This window comes from Helicobacter sp. MIT 99-5507 (assembly GCF_003364295.1).
Taxonomy (GTDB): Bacteria; Campylobacterota; Campylobacteria; order Campylobacterales; family Helicobacteraceae; genus NHYM01.
Genome location: NZ_NXLO01000002.1, coordinates 20,899 through 40,180, shown reverse-complemented (window position 1 = coordinate 40,180; position 19,282 = coordinate 20,899). Strand labels below are relative to the sequence as shown.

Below are 19,282 nucleotides of genomic sequence, written 5' to 3'. Positions count from 1 at the left end.
AGCAATATGAATCCATTAAGCTCGCTTGGAGTTGGTAGTGGCGTTTTAAATTATGAAGTTATTGATAAATTAAAAAAAGTTGATGAAAACGCACAAATAACACCAATTGATAAAAAATTACAAGAAAATATCAATAAACAAACCGAACTTGTAGGGCTTAAAACCATGCTTAGCACTATCAAGAATAATTCAAAAAAGATTTCTGATTATTCTTCATATTTGCAAAGAAATGCAACATCAAGCGATGAAAGCGCACTTAAAGTAAGCGTAAATGATGGTGTGCCTACTCAAGATATAACTATCAAAGTAAATGAGATTGCTAAAAATTCTATCAATGAAGTAGGGCTTAAGTTTAGCTCAAGAGATGATTTGTTTTCTAGTGCAGATTCTATAATGAAACTTCATATAGATGGCAAAGACTATCAAATCAAAATAGGCTCAACAGATACATTAGAAAATATTGCTCAAAAGATTATTGATGAGACAGGTGGCGATATAAATGCTTCTATTATGAAAACAGGAGTTGGTGATAGTGCATATTCATTAATGATAAATTCAAAACAAACAGGTTCTGGTGGTAATATATATTTTGGTAGCACCCTAGTTTCAAGCGATATTATAAGCGGTGCATTAAATCTTGCTGATGGCGATTTTAATATAAATATGATGGATTCTAATGGTGTAAATAAAACTATTAAAGTTGTTGTATCAAATGATAATGCAGAATCTAAACAAAATGCAAGCATAATAAAAGAAGCGATACTGGCTGCTATGAAACAAGATGCTGATATGGCAAATTTATTAGAAAATGGTGATATTAGTGTTGATATTAGCGGTGATGGTAAAAAACTTGTTTTAAATGATAAACGCGGTTTTGGTATCAATATAAATGGTGCAAAAAGTGATCAGCTTTTTACAAAGAAAAATATTACTGAAGATAATACAATGGTTGGCAAAAGTCCCATTGAAGCTGGGCTTATTACAGGTATTATTACAATTGGAGATACAAATCTAGATTTATCTTTACTCACTGATACTAGAAATACCAAAGAGATGAATGAAGCAGCAATAGTTAGTGCTATTAATGAAATTTCTGGTTATTATGCAACAATTACTGAAGATGGATATTTAGCAATAAATACAAATACAGGAGAAGTATCAATAAAAGCAGGAGAGGAACATAAAGAAGCATTAGAGAAGATTGGCTTAGAATCCGGTAAGTTTATGGATTGGAGTATTCTTGCTAAAAAAATGAATATCAAAAATATCCAAAAAGCCTCAAATGCAAATATCACTTATAATGGTGTTAATATATCTCGCCAAAATAATACTATTGATGATATAGCAAGTGGTATTACATTAGAGCTTTTATCACCTAGCACTAAAGATATAAATGTAAGTATTGGAAGAAATAATACAAATATCCTAGAAGAAATAAAAGCTTTTGTTGAAGGCTATAATCAACTAATACCAAAACTAAACGAACTAACTAGATATGACGAAGATACAAAGATTGCTGGAATCTTTAATGGCGTAAGTGATATTAGAGTAATAAAAGGATCTTTACATAGGGCTTTAGCAACTGCAAGTTTTGTTGATGGCAGATATGAAAGTATGATTGATTATGGACTTAGTTTTAATGATGATGGATTGCTTATTTTAGATGAGAGTAAATTGCAAAATGAGCTAACTAGCAATCCTGATAAAGTAAGGGATTTTTTCAAAGGTGGTATTGTAACGATAAATGGCAAAGAGACAGAAACTCAAGGTATATTTACCCTTGTATCCAAAGAGCTAGATAATTTGACTACTGGTGATAGTGCGATATTGAAATTATTTGAAGAAAGTATTAAAAATGATGATAAACGTCTAAAAGATGATAGAGCTAGAAATATTGAATTGATAAATAATAGATATGAAATGATGGCAAATAGATTTGCTGCATATGATAGCCAAATAGCAAGAGCAAATAATTCATTTAATAGTTTAAATATGATGATAGAACAATCACTAGCAGATAAAAGAAAAAATTAAGAGTTATTAAGGAAATTTATGAATAGTCAAAATGCTTATAATGTATATCAGCAAACTCACTCAAAAATAGAATCTCAACCAAAATTAATTGAAATGCTATATGAGGGGATACTTCGTTTTTCATCTCTTGCAAAAAGAGGAATTGAAATAGGTGATATAGAAAAAAAGATTTATTATATAAATAGGACTACAGATATTTTTACAGAGCTTTTAAATGTGCTTGATTATGAAAATGGCGGAGATGTAGCACATTATCTAACAGGCCTTTATATGCAACAAATAAAATTCCTAACTCAAGCAAATGTAGAAAATAATACAGAAAAAATTGATATAGTGATCAAAGTTACAAGAGGGTTATTGGAGGCTTGGAGAGAGATTCATCAATATGAACTCTAAAGCTTGGCTAAATGAGTTAAAAATTGCAAGTGTAAATAAAAATGACAAAAAAGTCCTTGATTTAATAGAGAATTTACCAAACTTTGATAATATTGACGATTTGATTTGCGCTAGAGAGATTGTGCAAAGTTTTATTCAAAAGCTTCAAGATGATAGAGATGAACTATATCAAGGTATGCTGAAGCTAAAACAAGCAAGGCTATTTCTGGAGGGATAATTGGACTTTTTACCAATTAATATTGATTCTAAAGATATTATTAAAAAATTTTTTAATATGCAGAGAATTGAAGCAAGCGATATGCTTTTTGGGAATCTATATATTTGGCATTTTAGTAGAGATATAAGCTATTGTATTTTAAATGATTGCTTGGTAATTAAGACAAAATTTGCAAATGAAGAATATCCATTTATTTTTTATCCCCTTGGACTTGGAGATAAGATAAAAACAATAAAAGATATGATGGATTATTTTTCATCAAAAAATTGGAGATTCTCACTTAGATCCTTAGAATCTCATCAAAAAGATGAAATAGAATCCAATATGCCAAATATATTTAATATTGTTCCAAATAGAGATAGATTCGACTACCTTTATAAGGTGGAAGATTTGATATCTCTAAATGGTAGGAAACTTCATGGAAAGAAAAACCATTTTAATAAGTTTTTAAATCTTTATCAAAATTTTGTATATGAAAGAATAGATTCTAGTAATGCTATAGATGTGCTTGATACCTATACAAGATGGTTTAATGATAATCCAAACATAAATGATGGATTAAGAAATGAATTTATAGGCATAGAATCTACATTAAAAAACTTTGATAGATTAGATATGAAAGGTGGAATAATTAGAATCGATGATAAAATCGCTGCTTTTAGTCTTGGAGAACAAATAAATAGCAATAGCGTAGTGATACATATAGAAAAAGCAAATACATTTTATGATGGTATTTATCAAGCTATAAATCAGCAGTTTTTATATAATGATTGGAGTGATATGGAGTTTGTAAATAGAGAAGAGGATTTAGGTATTAAAGGATTAAGACATGCTAAGATGACTTATAATCCTATTAGATTTATAGAAAAATTTGAAGTAACAATAAAGGAATAAAAATGATAAAAACACAAGATGAATTTAAAACATTTGTAGAAGAAGAAAATAAAAAAAATAAAATTCCACTTGGTTTTGGGATTGCAAGAGTTGATTTAGGCAGCAAAGGCAATGTGCTTTGTGCTACTTATCCTTTGCTAAATTGGAATGGAGAGAATCTAGGAAGTTATGCTGTATTTTGCAGGGTTGCAAAAAAAGTGATAAGCAAAAGTGATAGTGAAGCAATATTTGAAGTAGATAGTGATTTTGTAAATGAGGCATTAAATCTATTTAATCCATTTTTAGCAGAATCTCTAAATAATAAACAAATACATAAAAATATTCAAATTTTACTTGAATTACAAAAAATGCAGAATCTAAAATCAAGTGATTTTGCATTTCGCTTTGTCGTAATTTATGATGATGTGAAATGCCAAAGCGTGGAATCTTCATATATGAAATTGCTTGCATTATCGCTTGGAAAAGCAAAGCTTAGAAGTTTGGTGCTTGATGGTATTTTTGCACTACTTGAAAATGTTGCTTGGAGCGGAAATAAACCTTATGAGCTTTCATATTTAAGAGAAAATGAGATCTATCTAAAACTAAATGGACTTTATCCTCATATTGATTTTGTTGATAAGTTTCCTAGATATTTAATGCAAGTTATCCCACAATATGACAATATTAGATTGCTAGATTCTGCAAAAACTAGATTTGGTGCATATTTAGGTAGTGGCGGATATACACAAATGCCAGGTGCTAGCTATGTAAATTTTAATGCTGGTGTAGTTGGCACATGTATGAATGAGGGACGTATTTCATCATCTGTAATCGTTGGTAATGGTAGTGATGTAGGTGGAGGTGCAAGCATACTTGGTGTGCTTAGCGGTGGTAATTCTGAGCCAATTTCTATCGGTGAAAATTGTTTGCTTGGTGTAAATAGCTCTACTGGAATCTCTCTTGGTGATGGATGTATCGTAGATGGTGGTATAGCAGTGCTTGCTGGGACGATATTTTATATAGATGAAATTGAAGCAAAAAAGATACAAGAAATAAATACAAATTTTAATATCAATGAAAATAATCTCTACAAAGGCAGAGAACTATCAAATAAAAATGGTATTCATTTTAGATGTGATTCAAAAACTGGTAGGATGGTAGCTTTTAGAAGTAAAGTAAAAATCGAGCTAAATAAAGATTTACATTAATTTTTTAAGCTTTTGGATGGAATTATGCTAGATTCTACGAGAATCTAGCTAGCAACCAAATAACTAGAAAAATTAAATTATTTTTTCATTTAAAATACTTACTTACAAGTTGCAGTAATCTCTAACACCTAATAATTATAAAATCTACAAAATTACAGAATCCTAGATTACTTTGTCTTGTAAATAAAAACAATTTAAGATATTTAAAGAATCTAAAAAAGCGAATTTAGATTCTAGCTTAAGCTAGAATCTTTTAAGAATATTTAGAATTTTACTGCTCCAGTTGTAGCAAGAGGGATGATTCTATTTGAACCACTTGGATAAGAGTCTTTTAGAGCTTTACAAAAAGTTCCTCCACTACCACCACCACTTGTTGTACCAGCCATTCTATTTGGGTCAAAGATTAAGTTTCCATTATTATCTATTGATATAATATTTCCACAACCAACTTGTTGGTGTTGTGTGTTTCCATTATTAGCTGTTGTTCCATTTCCTTGTGGTTGAATACTTTTTCCATTTGGATCTGCTTTCCATCTACCTCTATCTAATCCCCCTGTATCTATCATCCACTCTCCCCAAGAGCTAAAGCCCGGAGGTGTTGATGCTGTAGGGTCGATATTTTCTGCAAAAACTCTTGCAGGGATCGCCTTTAGTGTAGAGGCAATATCACTTCTTGCCATTGCCACTTGCGCATCTGTCCTTGTTGTTACAAATCTAGGCACAGCAACAGCTGCCAAAACTCCCAAAATAACGATAACAAAAACGAGTTCAATCATACTAAAACCATTTCTTTTCATTTTCTTTCTCCAATAATAAATTCCTTAAATCCATTAGGATAAAAGTTAATGAAATTTAAACATTTTTTTTTTTGAATACTTCCTTAAAAAGCTATTTTTTTGGTCTAAACGCCTTTATGACTTCTTCATTGGTTTCTAGATAGTCTCCATCTATTAAATCGATACAATATGGCACAGCAGGAAATACGGCATCAAGGCACTCTTTTATACTCTTTGGTTTGCCAGGTAGGTTTATGATTAGAGAATTATTGTAGATTCCAGCACTCTGTCTTGATAGAATTGCAGTTGGCACATATTTTAAGCTTACATTTCTCATCAATTCCCCAAATCCAGGAAGCATTTTTTGGCATACTGCTTCTGTTGCCTCAGGTGTGACATCTCGCTTTGCAGGTCCTGTTCCACCGGTAGTAAGTATTAAAGAGCATTTTTTTGATAATTCCAAGAGAGTATTTTTTATATCTTTAAATTCATCGCTAACTAGCCTATATTCTGCTTCCCATTTTGTTTTTAGGTATAAATTGAGTGTATCAATGATTGCTTTGCCGCTTAAGTCTTCATATATTCCTTTATACGCTCTATCTGACGCAGTAAGGATTCCAATTTTTACTATTTTATTCATTATTTATCCATTGTAATATTTCTTTATAATTATCTAAATCAAGCACGATTTTATTTTTGAAATTATTTTTATATTGTTTTGTTGTTGCGATTGCATCACATAAATCCAAATCACTTTGGACAAAATCACCTCTAATAACACATATCTTTTTATATGGCATAGTTTTAAATCCTTCGATAAAAATATAATCTAGCATTTTATTTGTATTTAAAATATTTATGATTTCATTATTGTCTAAATTATTATTAAATCTGATATTAGTTTGTTTTGGTGATACTATTGCTACATTTGCACCACTTTGAAAGAATTTATAACTATCTTTTCCTTCTTTATCGAATATAGCTTTATTTTTTGGGTCATGTTTTATCACACCGACTTGATATGTTGGGATTAGAATCTTGCATAGATTTTCAATTAACGTTGTTTTGCCACTATTTGATATTCCACTAAAACTAATAATTTTTGTCATACAAGCCTAGCTCCCTTTAATTCAAAGCTTCTATGTAAGGCGTAGATTCTCTTTCCATCTATAATGTCATATTTCCAAATTGGAGCATTTGTTTTAAAATCTTCTATAAAATCATTGTATAAGGATAAAACACTTTTTCTATTTTTTGAAATCAACCCACACATATAAGATGATTTTCCAATCTTTACATCACCACTTGAATGTGCCATATATATTGTAGTTTGCAACTCTTTTGCTTTTATCTGCCAAGTATCAAACCAAGCTTGTAATATTGGCAAATATATATCAAAACTAAGATGTGTAATATTATTTTCACCACGAACAATGCCGGTAAATACGCTCAATGCTCCACAATTTTGTTTTCTTGCTTCATTTTCCCAAGTAGCATAAATCTCACTTGTATTTAATGCGCCATTAAATATTTGCAATTCCATGATTTAGCCACCACATACAGGAGGAAGAAGGGAGATTATGTCATTTTGATTAAAAGTGATATTATTAGAATCTTGCACTATTTTATCATTTAGTGCTATTGCACATAGTGGCAACCACTCTTTTAATGCTTCAATTTTACTTAACTCTTCTTTTAATTCTTTAAAATTTTTAGCTTTGCATTCAATAGAATCTAGTCCTATTGGACCTAGGAAATTTACTTTAACCATATCTATCCTTATTAAAATTTTAATAAATCATCTAAAATGATTATATCCACTAAATCACCTTTATTTACTTTTTTATCCATAATAATCATTGCTCCATTTAGTTTGTTTATCATATATGATTGTCTATTTTCTATTATTTTTGCTTCATATATACCATCAACTAATTTTATTTGTGCTGGAGCAAATTCTAATCTAGCAGAATCTAATATTTTTATATCATTTGTTATTTTTGCTTTGTGTATTGGGATATTTGTATTTAGATTTAGCATTTTTGATAATATCAATCTACCAAAAAGTAAAAATGATACGACACTTGAATTTGGATTGCCAGGAAGTGCCAATATATGCTTATCTTTGCAATTTATATATGACACTACTTTGCCTGGCTTTATTTTTACGCTCTCAAATACAACTTCACCAAATTCTTTTATTGCTTCTTTTGTAAAGTCAAAATCACCCTTGCTCATTCCACCTGTAGTAATCACCATATCACTTGATTGCAAGGCAGATTCTATGGCATTTTTTATATCAATTCTAGAATCTTTTATTATATTATGTATTGAGCTATCGCATCCAAGCGCTTTTGTTATGGCATATAATATATGATTATTTGAGCTATAAATAAAATTATCATTTTCTTTTATTTCACCAAGTTCTGCTATTTCATCGCCACTTGTGAGAATTGAGATTCTAGGTTTTCTATAAACTTGTAAAAAAATGGTGTTATTTTGCGAGAGGATTCCTATATGAAATGGATTTATTAAGCTTCCTTTTGGAATTAAAATATCTCCTTTTTTATAGTTTTCAGCAGTTTTTCTAATAAATTTATACGGCTCAACTTCTTCACCTTTATTTAAAAAGATTCTATTATTTTTGATATAAACTTGCTCTACTATTGCTATTGTATCTGCATTTTTTGGGATTTTTGCTCCGGTAAAAGTTTTTATACATTTACCTTTTGTTGCTTCACATTCAGTATTATTACCAGCTTTATTTATGGATAGAATCTCCAATCCCTCATTTTGTAATTTTTCTAAATCACTATAAGCAAATGCGTATCCATCCATACTTGAAGTATTAAATTTTGGAGAAGATTCTATTGCTCTTATATCATCATACAATACTCTATTAATGCTATCATGAATAAATATTTTTTCATTTTGCAGCGGATTTATATTTGCATTATTTATCAAATTTAGCGCTTGATTTAATGTAATATTTCTATTCATTTTTTGCCTTTATTGCATAGTTGTCGTATTTTATATAAAATCACTTTTTAAAACTTTAAAATAAAGTGAAAATTCATGATACAAAATATAAATGAAGTCCTAAATAACCATAAATTAAGTTTGAATGATTATGAAAATATCAAAGAGATTCTAGGAAGAGAGCCTAATCTAGTTGAAATTGGAATCTTTTCTGCTATGTGGAGCGAGCATTGTAGTTATAAATCAAGCAAGATTTATTTGCGAAATTTTCCTACAACTGCACCTTATGTAGTCCAAGGTCCTGGTGAAAACGCTGGAATTATTGATATTGGTAATGGATATTGTGCTGTATTTAAAATGGAATCTCACAATCACCCAAGCTTTATTGAGCCACATGCTGGAGCTGCAACTGGTGTAGGTGGAATTTTAAGAGATATTTTTACTATGGGCGCAAGACCAATTGCGAGCTTAGATTCTATTAGATTTGGAGATATTACTGATAAAAAAGAAAGAAAAAGACATAAATATTTACTTAGTGGTGTTGTAGCTGGGATTGGTGATTATGGTAATTGTATGGGTGTGCCAACAATTGGTGGTGAGACAAGCTTTGAGGCGTGCTATAATGGAAATATACTTGTAAATGCATTTAATCTAGGTATCGTTAAAAAAGAAAATATATTTTATGGAAGAGCAGAAGGAAATAAAAATTCTATCATTTATGTAGGTAGCAAAACAGGACGTGATGGGCTCGGTGGTGCTGTAATGAGTAGTGATAGTTTTAATGAAGATTCTAAAAACCTTCGTCCTACCGTGCAAGTTGGCGATCCTTTTAGTGAAAAGCTATTGCTTGAGGCTTGTTTGGAAGTATTTAGCAAGGATTTGATTATTGGAATCCAAGATATGGGGGCAGCTGGACTTACTAGCTCAAGCTTTGAAATGGCAAGTAGAGCAAGTAATGGCAATGTAAAAAGTGGAATGAGACTTTATCTTGATAAAGTGCCAACTAGAGAAGAAAATATGACGCCTTATGAATTAATGCTAAGTGAATCTCAAGAAAGAATGTTGCTTTGTGCAAAAAGCGGAAAAGAGCAAGAAATCATTGATATATTCAAAAAATGGGAAGTGAGTGCAGAAATCATTGGTGAAGTAATTGATGGTGGGAATATGGAGCTTTATTTTAATGGTGATTTGTGTGCGGAGATTCCCATAGCTCCACTTAGTGATGCTGCACCAGTATTGCAAAAGAAAGTAGAATATCCAAAGTATTTAGATGAACTTCATGATTTTAATTTTATTCCAAGCACAAAAAGTCAAAATGAAATTTTCAAAGAGATCATATCCTGTGTGGATATTTGTGATAAATCATGGATTTATAATCAATATGATAGTTCAATTTTAACAAATACGATTCTAGGTAGTGGAAATGGCGATGCAAGTGTAATTAGAATAAAAGAAAATGGAAAATTGCTTGCATTAAATCTATATTGCAATCCTAGATATTGCTATCTTGATCCAAAAGAGGGAGCAAAGATAGCTGTTGCAACTGCAGGAAGAAATTGTGCTACTCGTGGAGCTTTGCCGCTTAGTATCACTGATTGTTTAAATTTTGGTAATCCTAATAATCCAAATGTTATGTGGCAATTTAAAGAATCTTGTGAAGGAATAGCGGAGGCTTGCAGTATTTTAAATACACCTGTTGTAAGTGGAAATGTTTCGCTTTATAATCAAAGTGATAATATAGACATATACCCAACTCCAAGTATTGGCATGGTAGGCATTATAGATAATATAGCTGATTTTAGAGATTCTGCAATCAAGCAAAAAGGCAATTTATTGCTTATTGTAGGTGAGCTAAAAGAGGAATTTGGTGGTAGTTTATTATTGAAGATAACAAGAAATCAAATAAAGGGCATTCCACCTAGAATCAATCTCTACAAAGAAGCATCGCTATGGAAATTTTTAAAAGATTCTCTACCATTTATAAAATCAGCTAAAAGCATTAAAGAAGGTGGAGCTGCTATTAGTTTAGCTAAAATGGCATTGTTTGGTGGATTTGGGATTGATGTTGAATTTAATATTACAAAAGATATTATTTTTAGTGAATCTCAAAGCTGTGCTTGCATAGAAATATCTGACAAAGATTTAGATTCTATTAATAAAATAGCAAATAAATATAGCATTCCTTACCAAATAGTAGGAAAAGTAGGCAATAAAGGTGCTAATATCAATATAGATTCTATAGTTATTACACAAAATGAAGCAAGAGAACTTTATTTTAATTCATTTAGTAAATTAATGCAAAATGGCACAAATTAGGTTATAGTATAGATTAGTCAAAATAGAGTTAAATCTTACCTTTTTAGTTGCGTTAATATCTTTTAACATGGATCTTAAGCTAATTAATTTTAGTTTGATAGAATCTTTATTTAGATTCTAAAATGGAGCAATGCTTGAAACTTACACATATCAATGATAATAATAATCCAATGATGGTTGATGTATCTTCTAAAGATATTAGTAAAAGAGTTGCTATAGCTCGTGGTGAAATATCAATGAGCAAAGCAGCCTTTGATATAGTTATAAACAATAAAGCAAAGAAAGGTCCAGTAATAGATACAGCTATTATTGCTGCGATTATGGGAGCAAAAAAAACAAGTGATTTGATACCTATGTGTCATCCACTATTTTTAAGCAAAATTGATTGCAAAGCAGAATTTAAAGTCGATGAAAAAAATGATCTGTATATGATTGTATTAGAAGTAGAGGCAAAATGCGAAAGCAAAACAGGGGTTGAAATGGAGGCGTTAAGTGGTGTATCAATAGGATTGCTTACAATCTATGATATGCTTAAAGCTATTGATAAAAGTATGACTATTTCAAATATAGCATTAATATCCAAAAGTGGCGGTAAAAGCGGAGATTATCAACGATAATAATACTATACCATAGGTCTAAAGTAGTCTAGTTTAAAATTTGCTATATAAACATTGAATATAAATTGTATGCTAATATTCTTTCAGTTTAAATTAATATTAAATATTTTACAATGCATTCCCATTTTTTTTAGTATTTTATAAAGGAGCTTTATTGATGAAGCGTTATTTCCTTGTAGTTAGCCTTATGTGTTTTGCATTATTCGCAGAATCACTATATGAAAATCCTGAACAAGGTTTGATTATAGAAAAACAGGGTAAAAGACTATATGATAGTAGCTTAAATTTTGATAAACGTGTTAATACGGCTATGCAAAAGCCATTAAATGATATTTTTATACCAGTATTAAAACCAGATTCAACAATAAAAGATGTATTAGATGTATATGATGATACTGAAGGTGTGCTAAGTCTAAAAGAATTATTAGATAAAGCAAAGGATAATTATACATTGCAAGCAAAAGATATTGCAATACGAAGTGCAGAAGCTACTAGATCTTCTGTTTATGGGAGCTATTTGCCTAGTCTTGATGTAGGATATAGCTTTAATAGCACTAAAAGAAATACAACATCTTGGCAACCTAGCATGAATAATCATTCAGCAAAAGCAAGTTTGAATTGGGTTTTGTTTGATGGTGCTGCAAGAGAGTTTTCTTTGCTATCTAATAATGCTTTAGTTCGTGCAGCAATAGCTGATAAAGGATATTCTCAAGAAACATTATTTTTACAAGTAATTAGTGCGTATTATGATTATTTTACGCTAAAAGGTCAAATTATAGCAATGGAGCAAAAAAAAGTTAATATTGCTGCAAATGTAGCGAGAATCCAAGTTTTGTATGAAGCGGGATTAGAGACTATAGATGCGATAGAAGCTCTAAAAGCAGAATTGAGTTTAACTGAATATCAATTAGAATCTTTGAGATTAAATTTTGAGCAAATTAAACTTCAATTATCACTTTACACAAATACTGATGTAAATAAATTAAAATTAGCTTCTATTGCAAATCCGCAGTATAAAACAATACAAAGTTTAAATATCACTATGCAAGAAGAACAAGCCCAAAGTGTAGAACATCAAATAGGGACTTTGACATATTGGCCTACGATTTCTTTATTTGATACTTTTACTTGGAATTTTAAGATGGATAATATATCTAGCAATCCGCTTGCGTCGTTTTCTTATCCAAAGGAACAAAATGTATTTGGTGTTAGTGTGACTTGGAATATATTTAGTGGTTTTAGCACAAATAGACAAAAAGAATCTCTAAGATTACAGAATCTAATGCTACAAAAAGGCATAGAGTATGCAAAAATTGAGCAAGAAAATAATATTAAATTTTATAAAAAATCAATAGAAGCAGCTTTATCGCAGATACGCAGTGCAGAAGCTTCACTCAAATCAGCAAGTATTTCATTTGAGAGTATTTCACAAAAATACAATGCACAGCTTATTAATTATAATGATTATTTAGATTCTCTAAGTGCTAAATATAATGCAGAAGCAACATATATCCAAAGTCTAAATAATTATGAATTACAAAAAGCAAATTATATTTTTTATAGTGGTCAAACACTTAGTGATTATGTTAATTAAAAAAATTAAGGAAGTAATATGAGAAAGATTCTATATATATTTTTATTTTTATGTGCTAGCCTTTATGGTGAAGATGTGTATGCTACATTTGTATCACAAGGTGTAAAAGAAGCTAATCTAAAGCTTAATTCATCTGGAAGCGTAGATTCTATAATGGTTGATATAGGATCAAGAGTAAAAAAAGGTGATATATTATTAAAGATTCAAAACAATACTCAAATCCAAAATGTAAATATACAAAAAGCTCAAGTTGATGCAACAGAGCAAACATATCAATTTCAAAAAAATCAATTTGAAAGATATGAGCAAAGTAGAAATGCTGTCGATAGAAATACTTATGAACAAATATATTTTAATTTTAAAAAGACAGAAAGTGATTTTAAAGTTGCACAAGCTACTTTAAAATACCAAGAAGAATTACTTGCAAATACATATCTTAAAGCTCCATTTGATGGGGTGATAGCAAGTAAGTCAATCGAGATTGGTGATGGCGTAGCTCAAAATAGCACAGAATTATTCAAGCTAATTAGTAATGACATAAAATTAGTTCTTGAGTTTGATTCTAAATATGCAGGAAAAGTAAAGGTTGGAGATACATATACATTTTCAATCGATGGTTCTAATGATAAAAGAAGTGTAAAAATTACAAAAATATATCCAAGCATAGATACTCAAAATAGAAGACTAAAGGCTGAAGCATTAGTAAGTAATATGATGTCTGGAATCTTTGGTGATGGGTATATAAGGACTAAATAATGTATAAAATAGCCATATCAAGACCAATTTTAACACTAGTTTTTGCATTATTATTAATATTTTTTGGGATTCTAGCCCTTTTTAGATTCCCTATTGCCCTTTGGCCTGATATAGACTTCCCGATTGGTGTCGTCATGACAAGCTATCCGGGAGCAAATGCAGAAACAATTGAGACAAAAGTAACAGACAAAGTCGAAGAAGCACTAAGTGGGATAGATGGGATGGATAAAATCACATCTATAACAACGCAAAATACCTCATTAGTTATCGCGCAATTTGTCCTAGATAAACCAAAAGAAGAGGCAATGAGTGATTTAAGGGATAAAGTTGGTTCTATAAATTTTGATGATACAAATATAAAGAATCCTGTTGTTATGAAATATGACAGCAACTCCTCTCCTATTATTAGTATATTTGTTAGCACCGATAAAGCCCCAATAACTGATCTTATGAAAGTGTCTGATGAGATCATAAAGCCGACATTAGAGAGAATCTCAGGTGTTGCTGGGACGAATGCTATTGGTTATAGGGATAGGACAATCAGAATCTACCCTAATATCACCCTAATGAACAAATACAATATCACATATTCAGAATTAGGCAATATCATAGCTGCTGAAAATGTTGAAATAGATGGCGGTAAGATTCAGGCTAATGAGAAAGAATGGATCGTAACAACAGATGCAAACGCCAAAAAAGTCGAAGATTTAAAACAAATCAGAATCAGAAATAACCTAAAACTAGGTGATATAGCAGAAGTTGTTGATTATATAAGCGAAGATACCACTTATGCGTCTGTGAATGGGAAAATGGGTGTTATCTTTGAAGTCCAAAAAATCGCAGGAAAAAATGATGTCGAGATAGCAGACAATGTAAAAAAAGTCTTGCCTAAACTTCAAGAGCAGCTAAAAGACTATGATATAGAAGTTTTAAAAGATACTACGGAGTATATCAAACAATCAATCGAAGAAGTAAAATTTGACTTGATACTTGGTGCTATCCTTGCTACTTTGATAGTATTTTTATTCTTGCGTAATTTCACTATGACAATAGTTGCTGCTGTGAGCCTTCCAGTGTCAATTATGGGAACTTTTGCTTTTATTCAAGGGTTAGGAGAGAGCCTAAATATGCTAACAATGCTAGCACTTACCCTTGCCATTGGTATTATCATTGATGATGCGATTGTTGTAATAGAAAATATCCATAAAAAAATCGAAAAAGGTATGCCAAAAATCGAGGCAGCTTATGAGGGTGTCAGAGAAATAGGATTTGCAATTATTGCGATTTCTGCAATGCTTTTAGCTGTGTTTGTGCCTATTGCTTCAATGGGAGAAATGATAGGTAGAATCTTACAGGCTTTCGCATTATCGGTTGTTGCAGCGATCATAATTTCTTATTTTGTCGTTGTTACCGTTATCCCTATGATAAGCTCACTTTTGGTAAGCCCTAAAGAAAGCAGATTCTATACATTTACAGAGCCGTTCTTTAGAAAGCTGGATAAAATATATGTATCTATGGTTAAATTCACGACAAGATTCAAATTTAGCACATTATTTGCAGTCGCAATATTTTTTATATTATCGCTATTTTTAGTATCTAGACTTGGATTTAACTTTATGGTATCTGAAGACACAAGTGAATTTAATATCTTTGTTGAAACTAAACCAGGCATCACAATAGAACATATGCAAGAAAAAGTATCAATAGCACAAGATATAGTAATGAAAGATAAAGATGTAAGAGTGGCTAGCATGCAGATTGGCTACAATAGCTCAAAAAATGCATATAGATCAAAAATATATGTCGGTCTTGTATCACGAGATGATAGAAAAGGTAGAACTCAATTTGACATTATGGCAGACTTGACAAAACAAATAAGAAGTGCCCTGCCAGATATGCAAATCTCTGCATCTGAAATCTCAACTCTAGGTGGCGGTGGTCCAAATGCTCCTCTACAAATTATAGTAAAAGGAGATGTCCAAAATGATGTAACAGAATCTTCAAATAAACTAATAGCCTTGCTAGAGGGCACAAAAGGGATAACTAGCGTTAGGACAGATACACCAGATTATGCACCTCAATACACTATTAATGTATTGAGACAAAATGCAAATAAAAATAATGTCAGCGCGCAAAGTATCGGCTCGGCAATCAATGCTGCATTTTCTGGACAAATACAAGTATCCTATTTCAGAGAAAATTCTAAAGAATACGACATCGTCCTAAGGGTGCCAGATAGTGAGCGAAAAACGATAGATGATTTAAAATATTTGCAGATTCCAAATGCAAATGGCGACATGGTTTTCATAGATGGTTTGATAGATATAGAAGAAACAACGCTTCCAGCTTCAATCAAACGATATGATAGAGAACGAAATATCACAATTTATGGGACTATAGATCAAAATCAAAACACGTTAAATGATATTTTGAAAGATATAGAAAATAAAAAATCTGATTGGTTGCTTGATGGCGTGACTTATACGCTTAGTGGTGAGGCTGAATATGCACAAGAAACACTAAATCAAATTATTATTGCTGTTGTTACAGCATTTATCTTGATTTATCTGATTTTGGCAGCATTATATGAATCCTTAATCCAGCCTATTATCATTATGATTACATTGCCTTTATCTTTTTCTGGAGCATTTATTGGGCTTTATATTACGGGCAATAGCCTTAGCTTGTTCGGATTAATCGGGCTTATGGTGCTTATGGGTGTTGTTGGTAAAAACGCAACGCTAGTCATTGATATGGCAAATGAGTTTAGAAAGAAAGGTAAAAGCACTGATGAGGCTATCATTCTAGCAGGTGAATCGCGACTTCGTCCGATTTTGATGACGGTTTTTGCAATGGTATTTGGTATGCTCCCACTTGCGCTATCTAGCGGTGCAGGATCTGCGATGAAATATCCAATTGGAATCTCAATGATAGGCGGGCTTATCGTATCTATGTTCTTGAGCTTGCTTGTTGTGCCAGCATTTTATAAAATCATGGTTCCAATTGATGAGTGGTTTAGAAAATTCTATGCTAAGAATCTAGAATTTAAGTGAGATTAGTTTATACAGATGATGGTAGTATTAGTGCATATAATGATGCATATAATGACTACTATCATGATAAAAAAGGTGCTTTGATTGAGAGTATTTATAAGCATATTATCCCAGCCTTTAGCATTATAAATAAGCCATATATTAGAATTTTAGATATTTGTTTTGGGCTTGGATATAATTCACTTCTTTCCCTTGCATTTGCAAAGAAAAATGGTATTAGACTTGATATATATTCAGTCGAGATTGATTTGCCTTTATTACGAGCATTGTATGACTTTCCATATCCAAAAATCATATCAAATTATTTAGAAATAGATAGAATCTTTGATTGCATTAATAATGATAAGATATTTGTAGATTCTAATATTAGCTTAAATGTATTTCGTGGCGATGCAATAAATTTTATAAATACTATGGATTCTAGTTTTTTTGATATTGTGTATCAAGATGCATTTAGTCCATCAAAAAATCAACTACTATGGAATGAAAATCATTTTTTATCATTGTATAGAATCTTGCAAAATAGAAGTATTATTACTACATATTCATCAGCAAAAAAAGTAAGAGATATAGCAAGATTCTGCGGTTTTAGTGTATTTGATATGAAATTTAATAAATTTAAAAATGGCACACTATTTACAAAAGGTATAGATAATATAAATAATTTAGATAGTGTGCAATTTAGCTATGTTAAGTTATAGGTTAGTTTTACTTTAATTCTTAGATTGTTATTAATACTTGGGAATTTTTTATAGGCATTATTGATAGCATTAATCGCTCCTTCACCTAGCGATTTGTGTATTTTATTTAATATTTCGATATTTTCAATTTCACCATTTTTTCTTAATACAAATCTAACTTCAACACTACCTGTAATACCCCTTCTATATGCATCTCTTGGATATTCATTGTATTTATTTATGATTGCTAGAATCTCTGCATAAAGCTGGCTATTCATGTCAAGCTCTTGAGCCATCCCAGATGTAGCAGAATCTTGCATATCTTGCGCATCATTTGGTTCTACTTGGCTTATTTCTTCACTTGATTCTTCATTAACAACTTCATGATCGGTAATTTGTGCTATTTCTTCTACTTCTATTTTTTCAATTTGTTCTTGGATGTCTTGTGGTTTTGGTCTTTCTTTTTTCACTATTTTTTTTGGTTTTTCTTTATGATGTTTTTTTGGTTTTTGATGTTTCTTTTGTTGATTGATTGACTGATTTTCCATTCTATTATGAATATTTTCAAGACTAATTGATATTGTATTGCTATTTTGTTTTGATATTTTTATATTATCTTCTTTTGTAAGCACTGCTATTGCAAGTAATGAATGTAAAAACAAGGATGCTATAAAGCCAATTTTTATGGGAGACATTATTTTATCATCTCCGTTTGAATTGTAAAGTTTTCATGATTTTTACTTTTCAATATATCTAGAATCTCCATAAATGATGAGAATTTAGCATCGCGATCGCTTACTAATTGCACTTGTGTTCTATCATCGATTTGTAGAATCTTGTCTTTTAAATCATTTTTATCTATTTTATTGCCATCAATAAAAAAATTATTTAAGCTATCTATGGTAACTATCACTTTTTTATCATTTTGTTCTACTTTTGCAGTGCTAGATTCTGGTAGATTAACTTTTATTTGCCCATGTGCTATAAAACTTGCCGTGCTTAGCACGATAGCTAGTAATACTAGCATGATATCTACAAGTGGCACTATATTAAGACCTTCTTTGCGAGGTAATCTCATTTTATACTTGCCTTATATCTATTTACCAAAACATCAACTTTTCGTAAGAATCCATTATAAATAATCAATGTCGGTATAGCCACTACTAATCCCAAAGCAGTTGCTTTTAATGCCAAACTAAGCCCAATCATGATTTCACTTGCATTCATATTCCCACTAGCCCCCATATCATGAAATGTAATCATAATTCCAACAACAGTGCCAAGTAAGCCTATATATGGTGCATTTGAATATATTATATAGAGAATAGTTAAGTTTTTCGTTACTGCTTCTTCAAAAGAATCTAAATCCTTAAAATCACTAAATTTTAATCGTTTATAAGATATGAATCTTTCTATACTAAACCACACAACAATAAAACTCATAAAGCCCAAAATACTAAATATCATAAAATCTATATATTCTTTTAAAAACTCCATTGTATAAGCAACCTAAATATTTAATTAAATCAATTTTATTATTAATAATAAAATCAATTATCATTTTTGAATTGTAATATTTATCTCTTAATGCAAACTAAAATTTTATTAATTTTTATTATAAAAAATTAATAACTATATTTCTTTTCTAGAATCTAATATGATTTGAAAACATGCAATGTTTATGGTGTGAATCTCTCTTAAAATTCATATATTTTATAGAATTAAGATTTACTTGCATTATTGTTTAATAATAATTTTTGCTAGCATATATATAAAACTATAT

General features: G+C 30.5%; 20 protein-coding genes. 11 read left to right on the top strand and 9 right to left on the bottom strand.

Features of this window, described 5'->3' with window-relative positions:
• Nucleotides 1-6: 6 nt before the first annotated feature.
• The 5 genes from fliD to CQA42_RS02700 are packed head-to-tail and all read left to right on the top strand — an operon-like array spanning nt 7 to nt 4,728.
• Nucleotides 7-2,034 (top strand): flagellar filament capping protein FliD, encoded by a 2,028-nt coding sequence (gene fliD / locus CQA42_RS02720; RefSeq protein ID WP_115583168.1) that lies wholly within the window; start codon nt 7-9, stop codon nt 2,032-2,034.
• 18 nt (nt 2,035-2,052) lie between these two features.
• Entirely contained in the window at nt 2,053-2,430 is a 378-nt protein-coding gene (gene fliS, locus CQA42_RS02715; RefSeq protein WP_115583167.1) for a flagellar export chaperone FliS, read from the top strand.
• A complete protein-coding gene (locus tag CQA42_RS02710) occupies nt 2,420-2,647 on the top strand; it encodes a hypothetical protein (protein ID WP_115583166.1) in 228 nt (75 codons plus the stop codon). The genes fliS and CQA42_RS02710 overlap by 11 nt, the downstream gene beginning before the upstream one ends.
• Entirely contained in the window at nt 2,648-3,541 is an 894-nt protein-coding gene (locus CQA42_RS02705; RefSeq protein ID WP_115583165.1) for a DUF2156 domain-containing protein, read from the top strand.
• A gap of 2 nt (nt 3,542-3,543) precedes the next feature.
• Nucleotides 3,544-4,728, top strand: a complete 1,185-nt coding sequence (locus tag CQA42_RS02700; RefSeq protein WP_115583164.1) for a tetrahydrodipicolinate N-succinyltransferase N-terminal domain-containing protein — start codon at nt 3,544-3,546, stop codon at nt 4,726-4,728.
• Nucleotides 4,729-4,991: 263 nt separating this feature from the next.
• Here CQA42_RS02700 and CQA42_RS02695 read toward each other — a convergent pair whose 3' ends face one another.
• The 6 genes from CQA42_RS02695 to CQA42_RS02670 form a co-directional block, all read right to left on the bottom strand.
• The gene (locus tag CQA42_RS02695; RefSeq protein ID WP_115583163.1) at nt 4,992-5,525 is read right to left on the bottom strand and encodes a type II secretion system protein; all 534 of its coding nucleotides are present in this window, start codon (nt 5,523-5,525) and stop codon (nt 4,992-4,994) included.
• Nucleotides 5,526-5,616: 91 nt separating this feature from the next.
• The gene (mog, locus tag CQA42_RS02690; protein ID WP_115583162.1) at nt 5,617-6,144 is read right to left on the bottom strand and encodes a molybdopterin adenylyltransferase; all 528 of its coding nucleotides are present in this window, start codon (nt 6,142-6,144) and stop codon (nt 5,617-5,619) included.
• Nucleotides 6,137-6,613: a molybdopterin-guanine dinucleotide biosynthesis protein B gene (gene mobB / locus CQA42_RS02685; protein ID WP_115583161.1), complete on the bottom strand. Its 477-nt coding sequence runs from the start codon at nt 6,611-6,613 to the stop codon at nt 6,137-6,139. The genes mog and mobB overlap by 8 nt, the downstream gene beginning before the upstream one ends.
• On the bottom strand, nt 6,610-7,047 hold the full coding sequence (locus tag CQA42_RS02680) for a molybdenum cofactor biosynthesis protein MoaE (RefSeq protein ID WP_115583160.1): 438 nt from the start codon (nt 7,045-7,047) through the stop codon (nt 6,610-6,612). Before CQA42_RS02680 ends, mobB begins: the two co-directional genes overlap by 4 nt.
• A gap of 3 nt (nt 7,048-7,050) precedes the next feature.
• Nucleotides 7,051-7,275 carry a MoaD/ThiS family protein gene (locus CQA42_RS02675; protein ID WP_115583159.1) on the bottom strand — a complete coding sequence of 75 codons (225 nt, stop codon included), beginning with the start codon at nt 7,273-7,275 and terminating at the stop codon, nt 7,051-7,053.
• 11 nt (nt 7,276-7,286) lie between these two features.
• Nucleotides 7,287-8,504, bottom strand: coding sequence for a molybdopterin molybdotransferase MoeA (locus CQA42_RS02670; protein ID WP_115583158.1), 1,218 nt, complete (start codon nt 8,502-8,504; stop codon nt 7,287-7,289).
• Between the two features lie 75 nt (nt 8,505-8,579).
• Here CQA42_RS02670 and purL point away from each other — a divergent pair, with 75 nt between their 5' ends.
• From purL to CQA42_RS02640, 6 genes are all read left to right on the top strand, one after another.
• Nucleotides 8,580-10,799, top strand: a complete 2,220-nt coding sequence (gene purL, locus CQA42_RS02665; protein ID WP_181881474.1) for a phosphoribosylformylglycinamidine synthase subunit PurL — start codon at nt 8,580-8,582, stop codon at nt 10,797-10,799.
• A 134-nt stretch (nt 10,800-10,933) separates the two neighbouring features.
• Nucleotides 10,934-11,416 carry a cyclic pyranopterin monophosphate synthase MoaC gene (moaC, locus tag CQA42_RS02660; protein WP_115583157.1) on the top strand — a complete coding sequence of 161 codons (483 nt, stop codon included), beginning with the start codon at nt 10,934-10,936 and terminating at the stop codon, nt 11,414-11,416.
• Nucleotides 11,417-11,573: 157 nt separating this feature from the next.
• Entirely contained in the window at nt 11,574-13,010 is a 1,437-nt protein-coding gene (locus tag CQA42_RS02655; RefSeq protein ID WP_115583156.1) for a TolC family protein, read from the top strand.
• An 18-nt stretch (nt 13,011-13,028) separates the two neighbouring features.
• A complete protein-coding gene (locus CQA42_RS02650) occupies nt 13,029-13,766 on the top strand; it encodes an efflux RND transporter periplasmic adaptor subunit (RefSeq protein ID WP_115583155.1) in 738 nt (245 codons plus the stop codon).
• Nucleotides 13,766-16,819 (top strand): efflux RND transporter permease subunit, encoded by a 3,054-nt coding sequence (locus CQA42_RS02645; protein ID WP_115583154.1) that lies wholly within the window; start codon nt 13,766-13,768, stop codon nt 16,817-16,819. The genes CQA42_RS02650 and CQA42_RS02645 overlap by 1 nt, the downstream gene beginning before the upstream one ends.
• Nucleotides 16,816-17,520, top strand: coding sequence for an MnmC family methyltransferase (locus tag CQA42_RS02640; protein ID WP_115583153.1), 705 nt, complete (start codon nt 16,816-16,818; stop codon nt 17,518-17,520). Before CQA42_RS02645 ends, CQA42_RS02640 begins: the two co-directional genes overlap by 4 nt.
• Here CQA42_RS02640 and CQA42_RS02635 read toward each other — a convergent pair.
• Genes CQA42_RS02635 through exbB form a run of 3 tightly spaced genes read right to left on the bottom strand, consistent with a single transcriptional unit; the run spans nt 17,505 to nt 18,996 of the window.
• Entirely contained in the window at nt 17,505-18,194 is a 690-nt protein-coding gene (locus CQA42_RS02635; RefSeq protein ID WP_115583152.1) for an energy transducer TonB, read from the bottom strand. The genes CQA42_RS02640 and CQA42_RS02635 overlap by 16 nt on opposite strands.
• On the bottom strand, nt 18,194-18,577 hold the full coding sequence (gene exbD / locus CQA42_RS02630; RefSeq protein ID WP_115583151.1) for a TonB system transport protein ExbD: 384 nt from the start codon (nt 18,575-18,577) through the stop codon (nt 18,194-18,196). The genes CQA42_RS02635 and exbD overlap by 1 nt, the downstream gene beginning before the upstream one ends.
• Nucleotides 18,574-18,996, bottom strand: coding sequence for a TonB-system energizer ExbB (gene exbB, locus CQA42_RS02625; protein ID WP_115583150.1), 423 nt, complete (start codon nt 18,994-18,996; stop codon nt 18,574-18,576). Before exbB ends, exbD begins: the two co-directional genes overlap by 4 nt.
• Nucleotides 18,997-19,282: the final 286 nt, after the last annotated feature.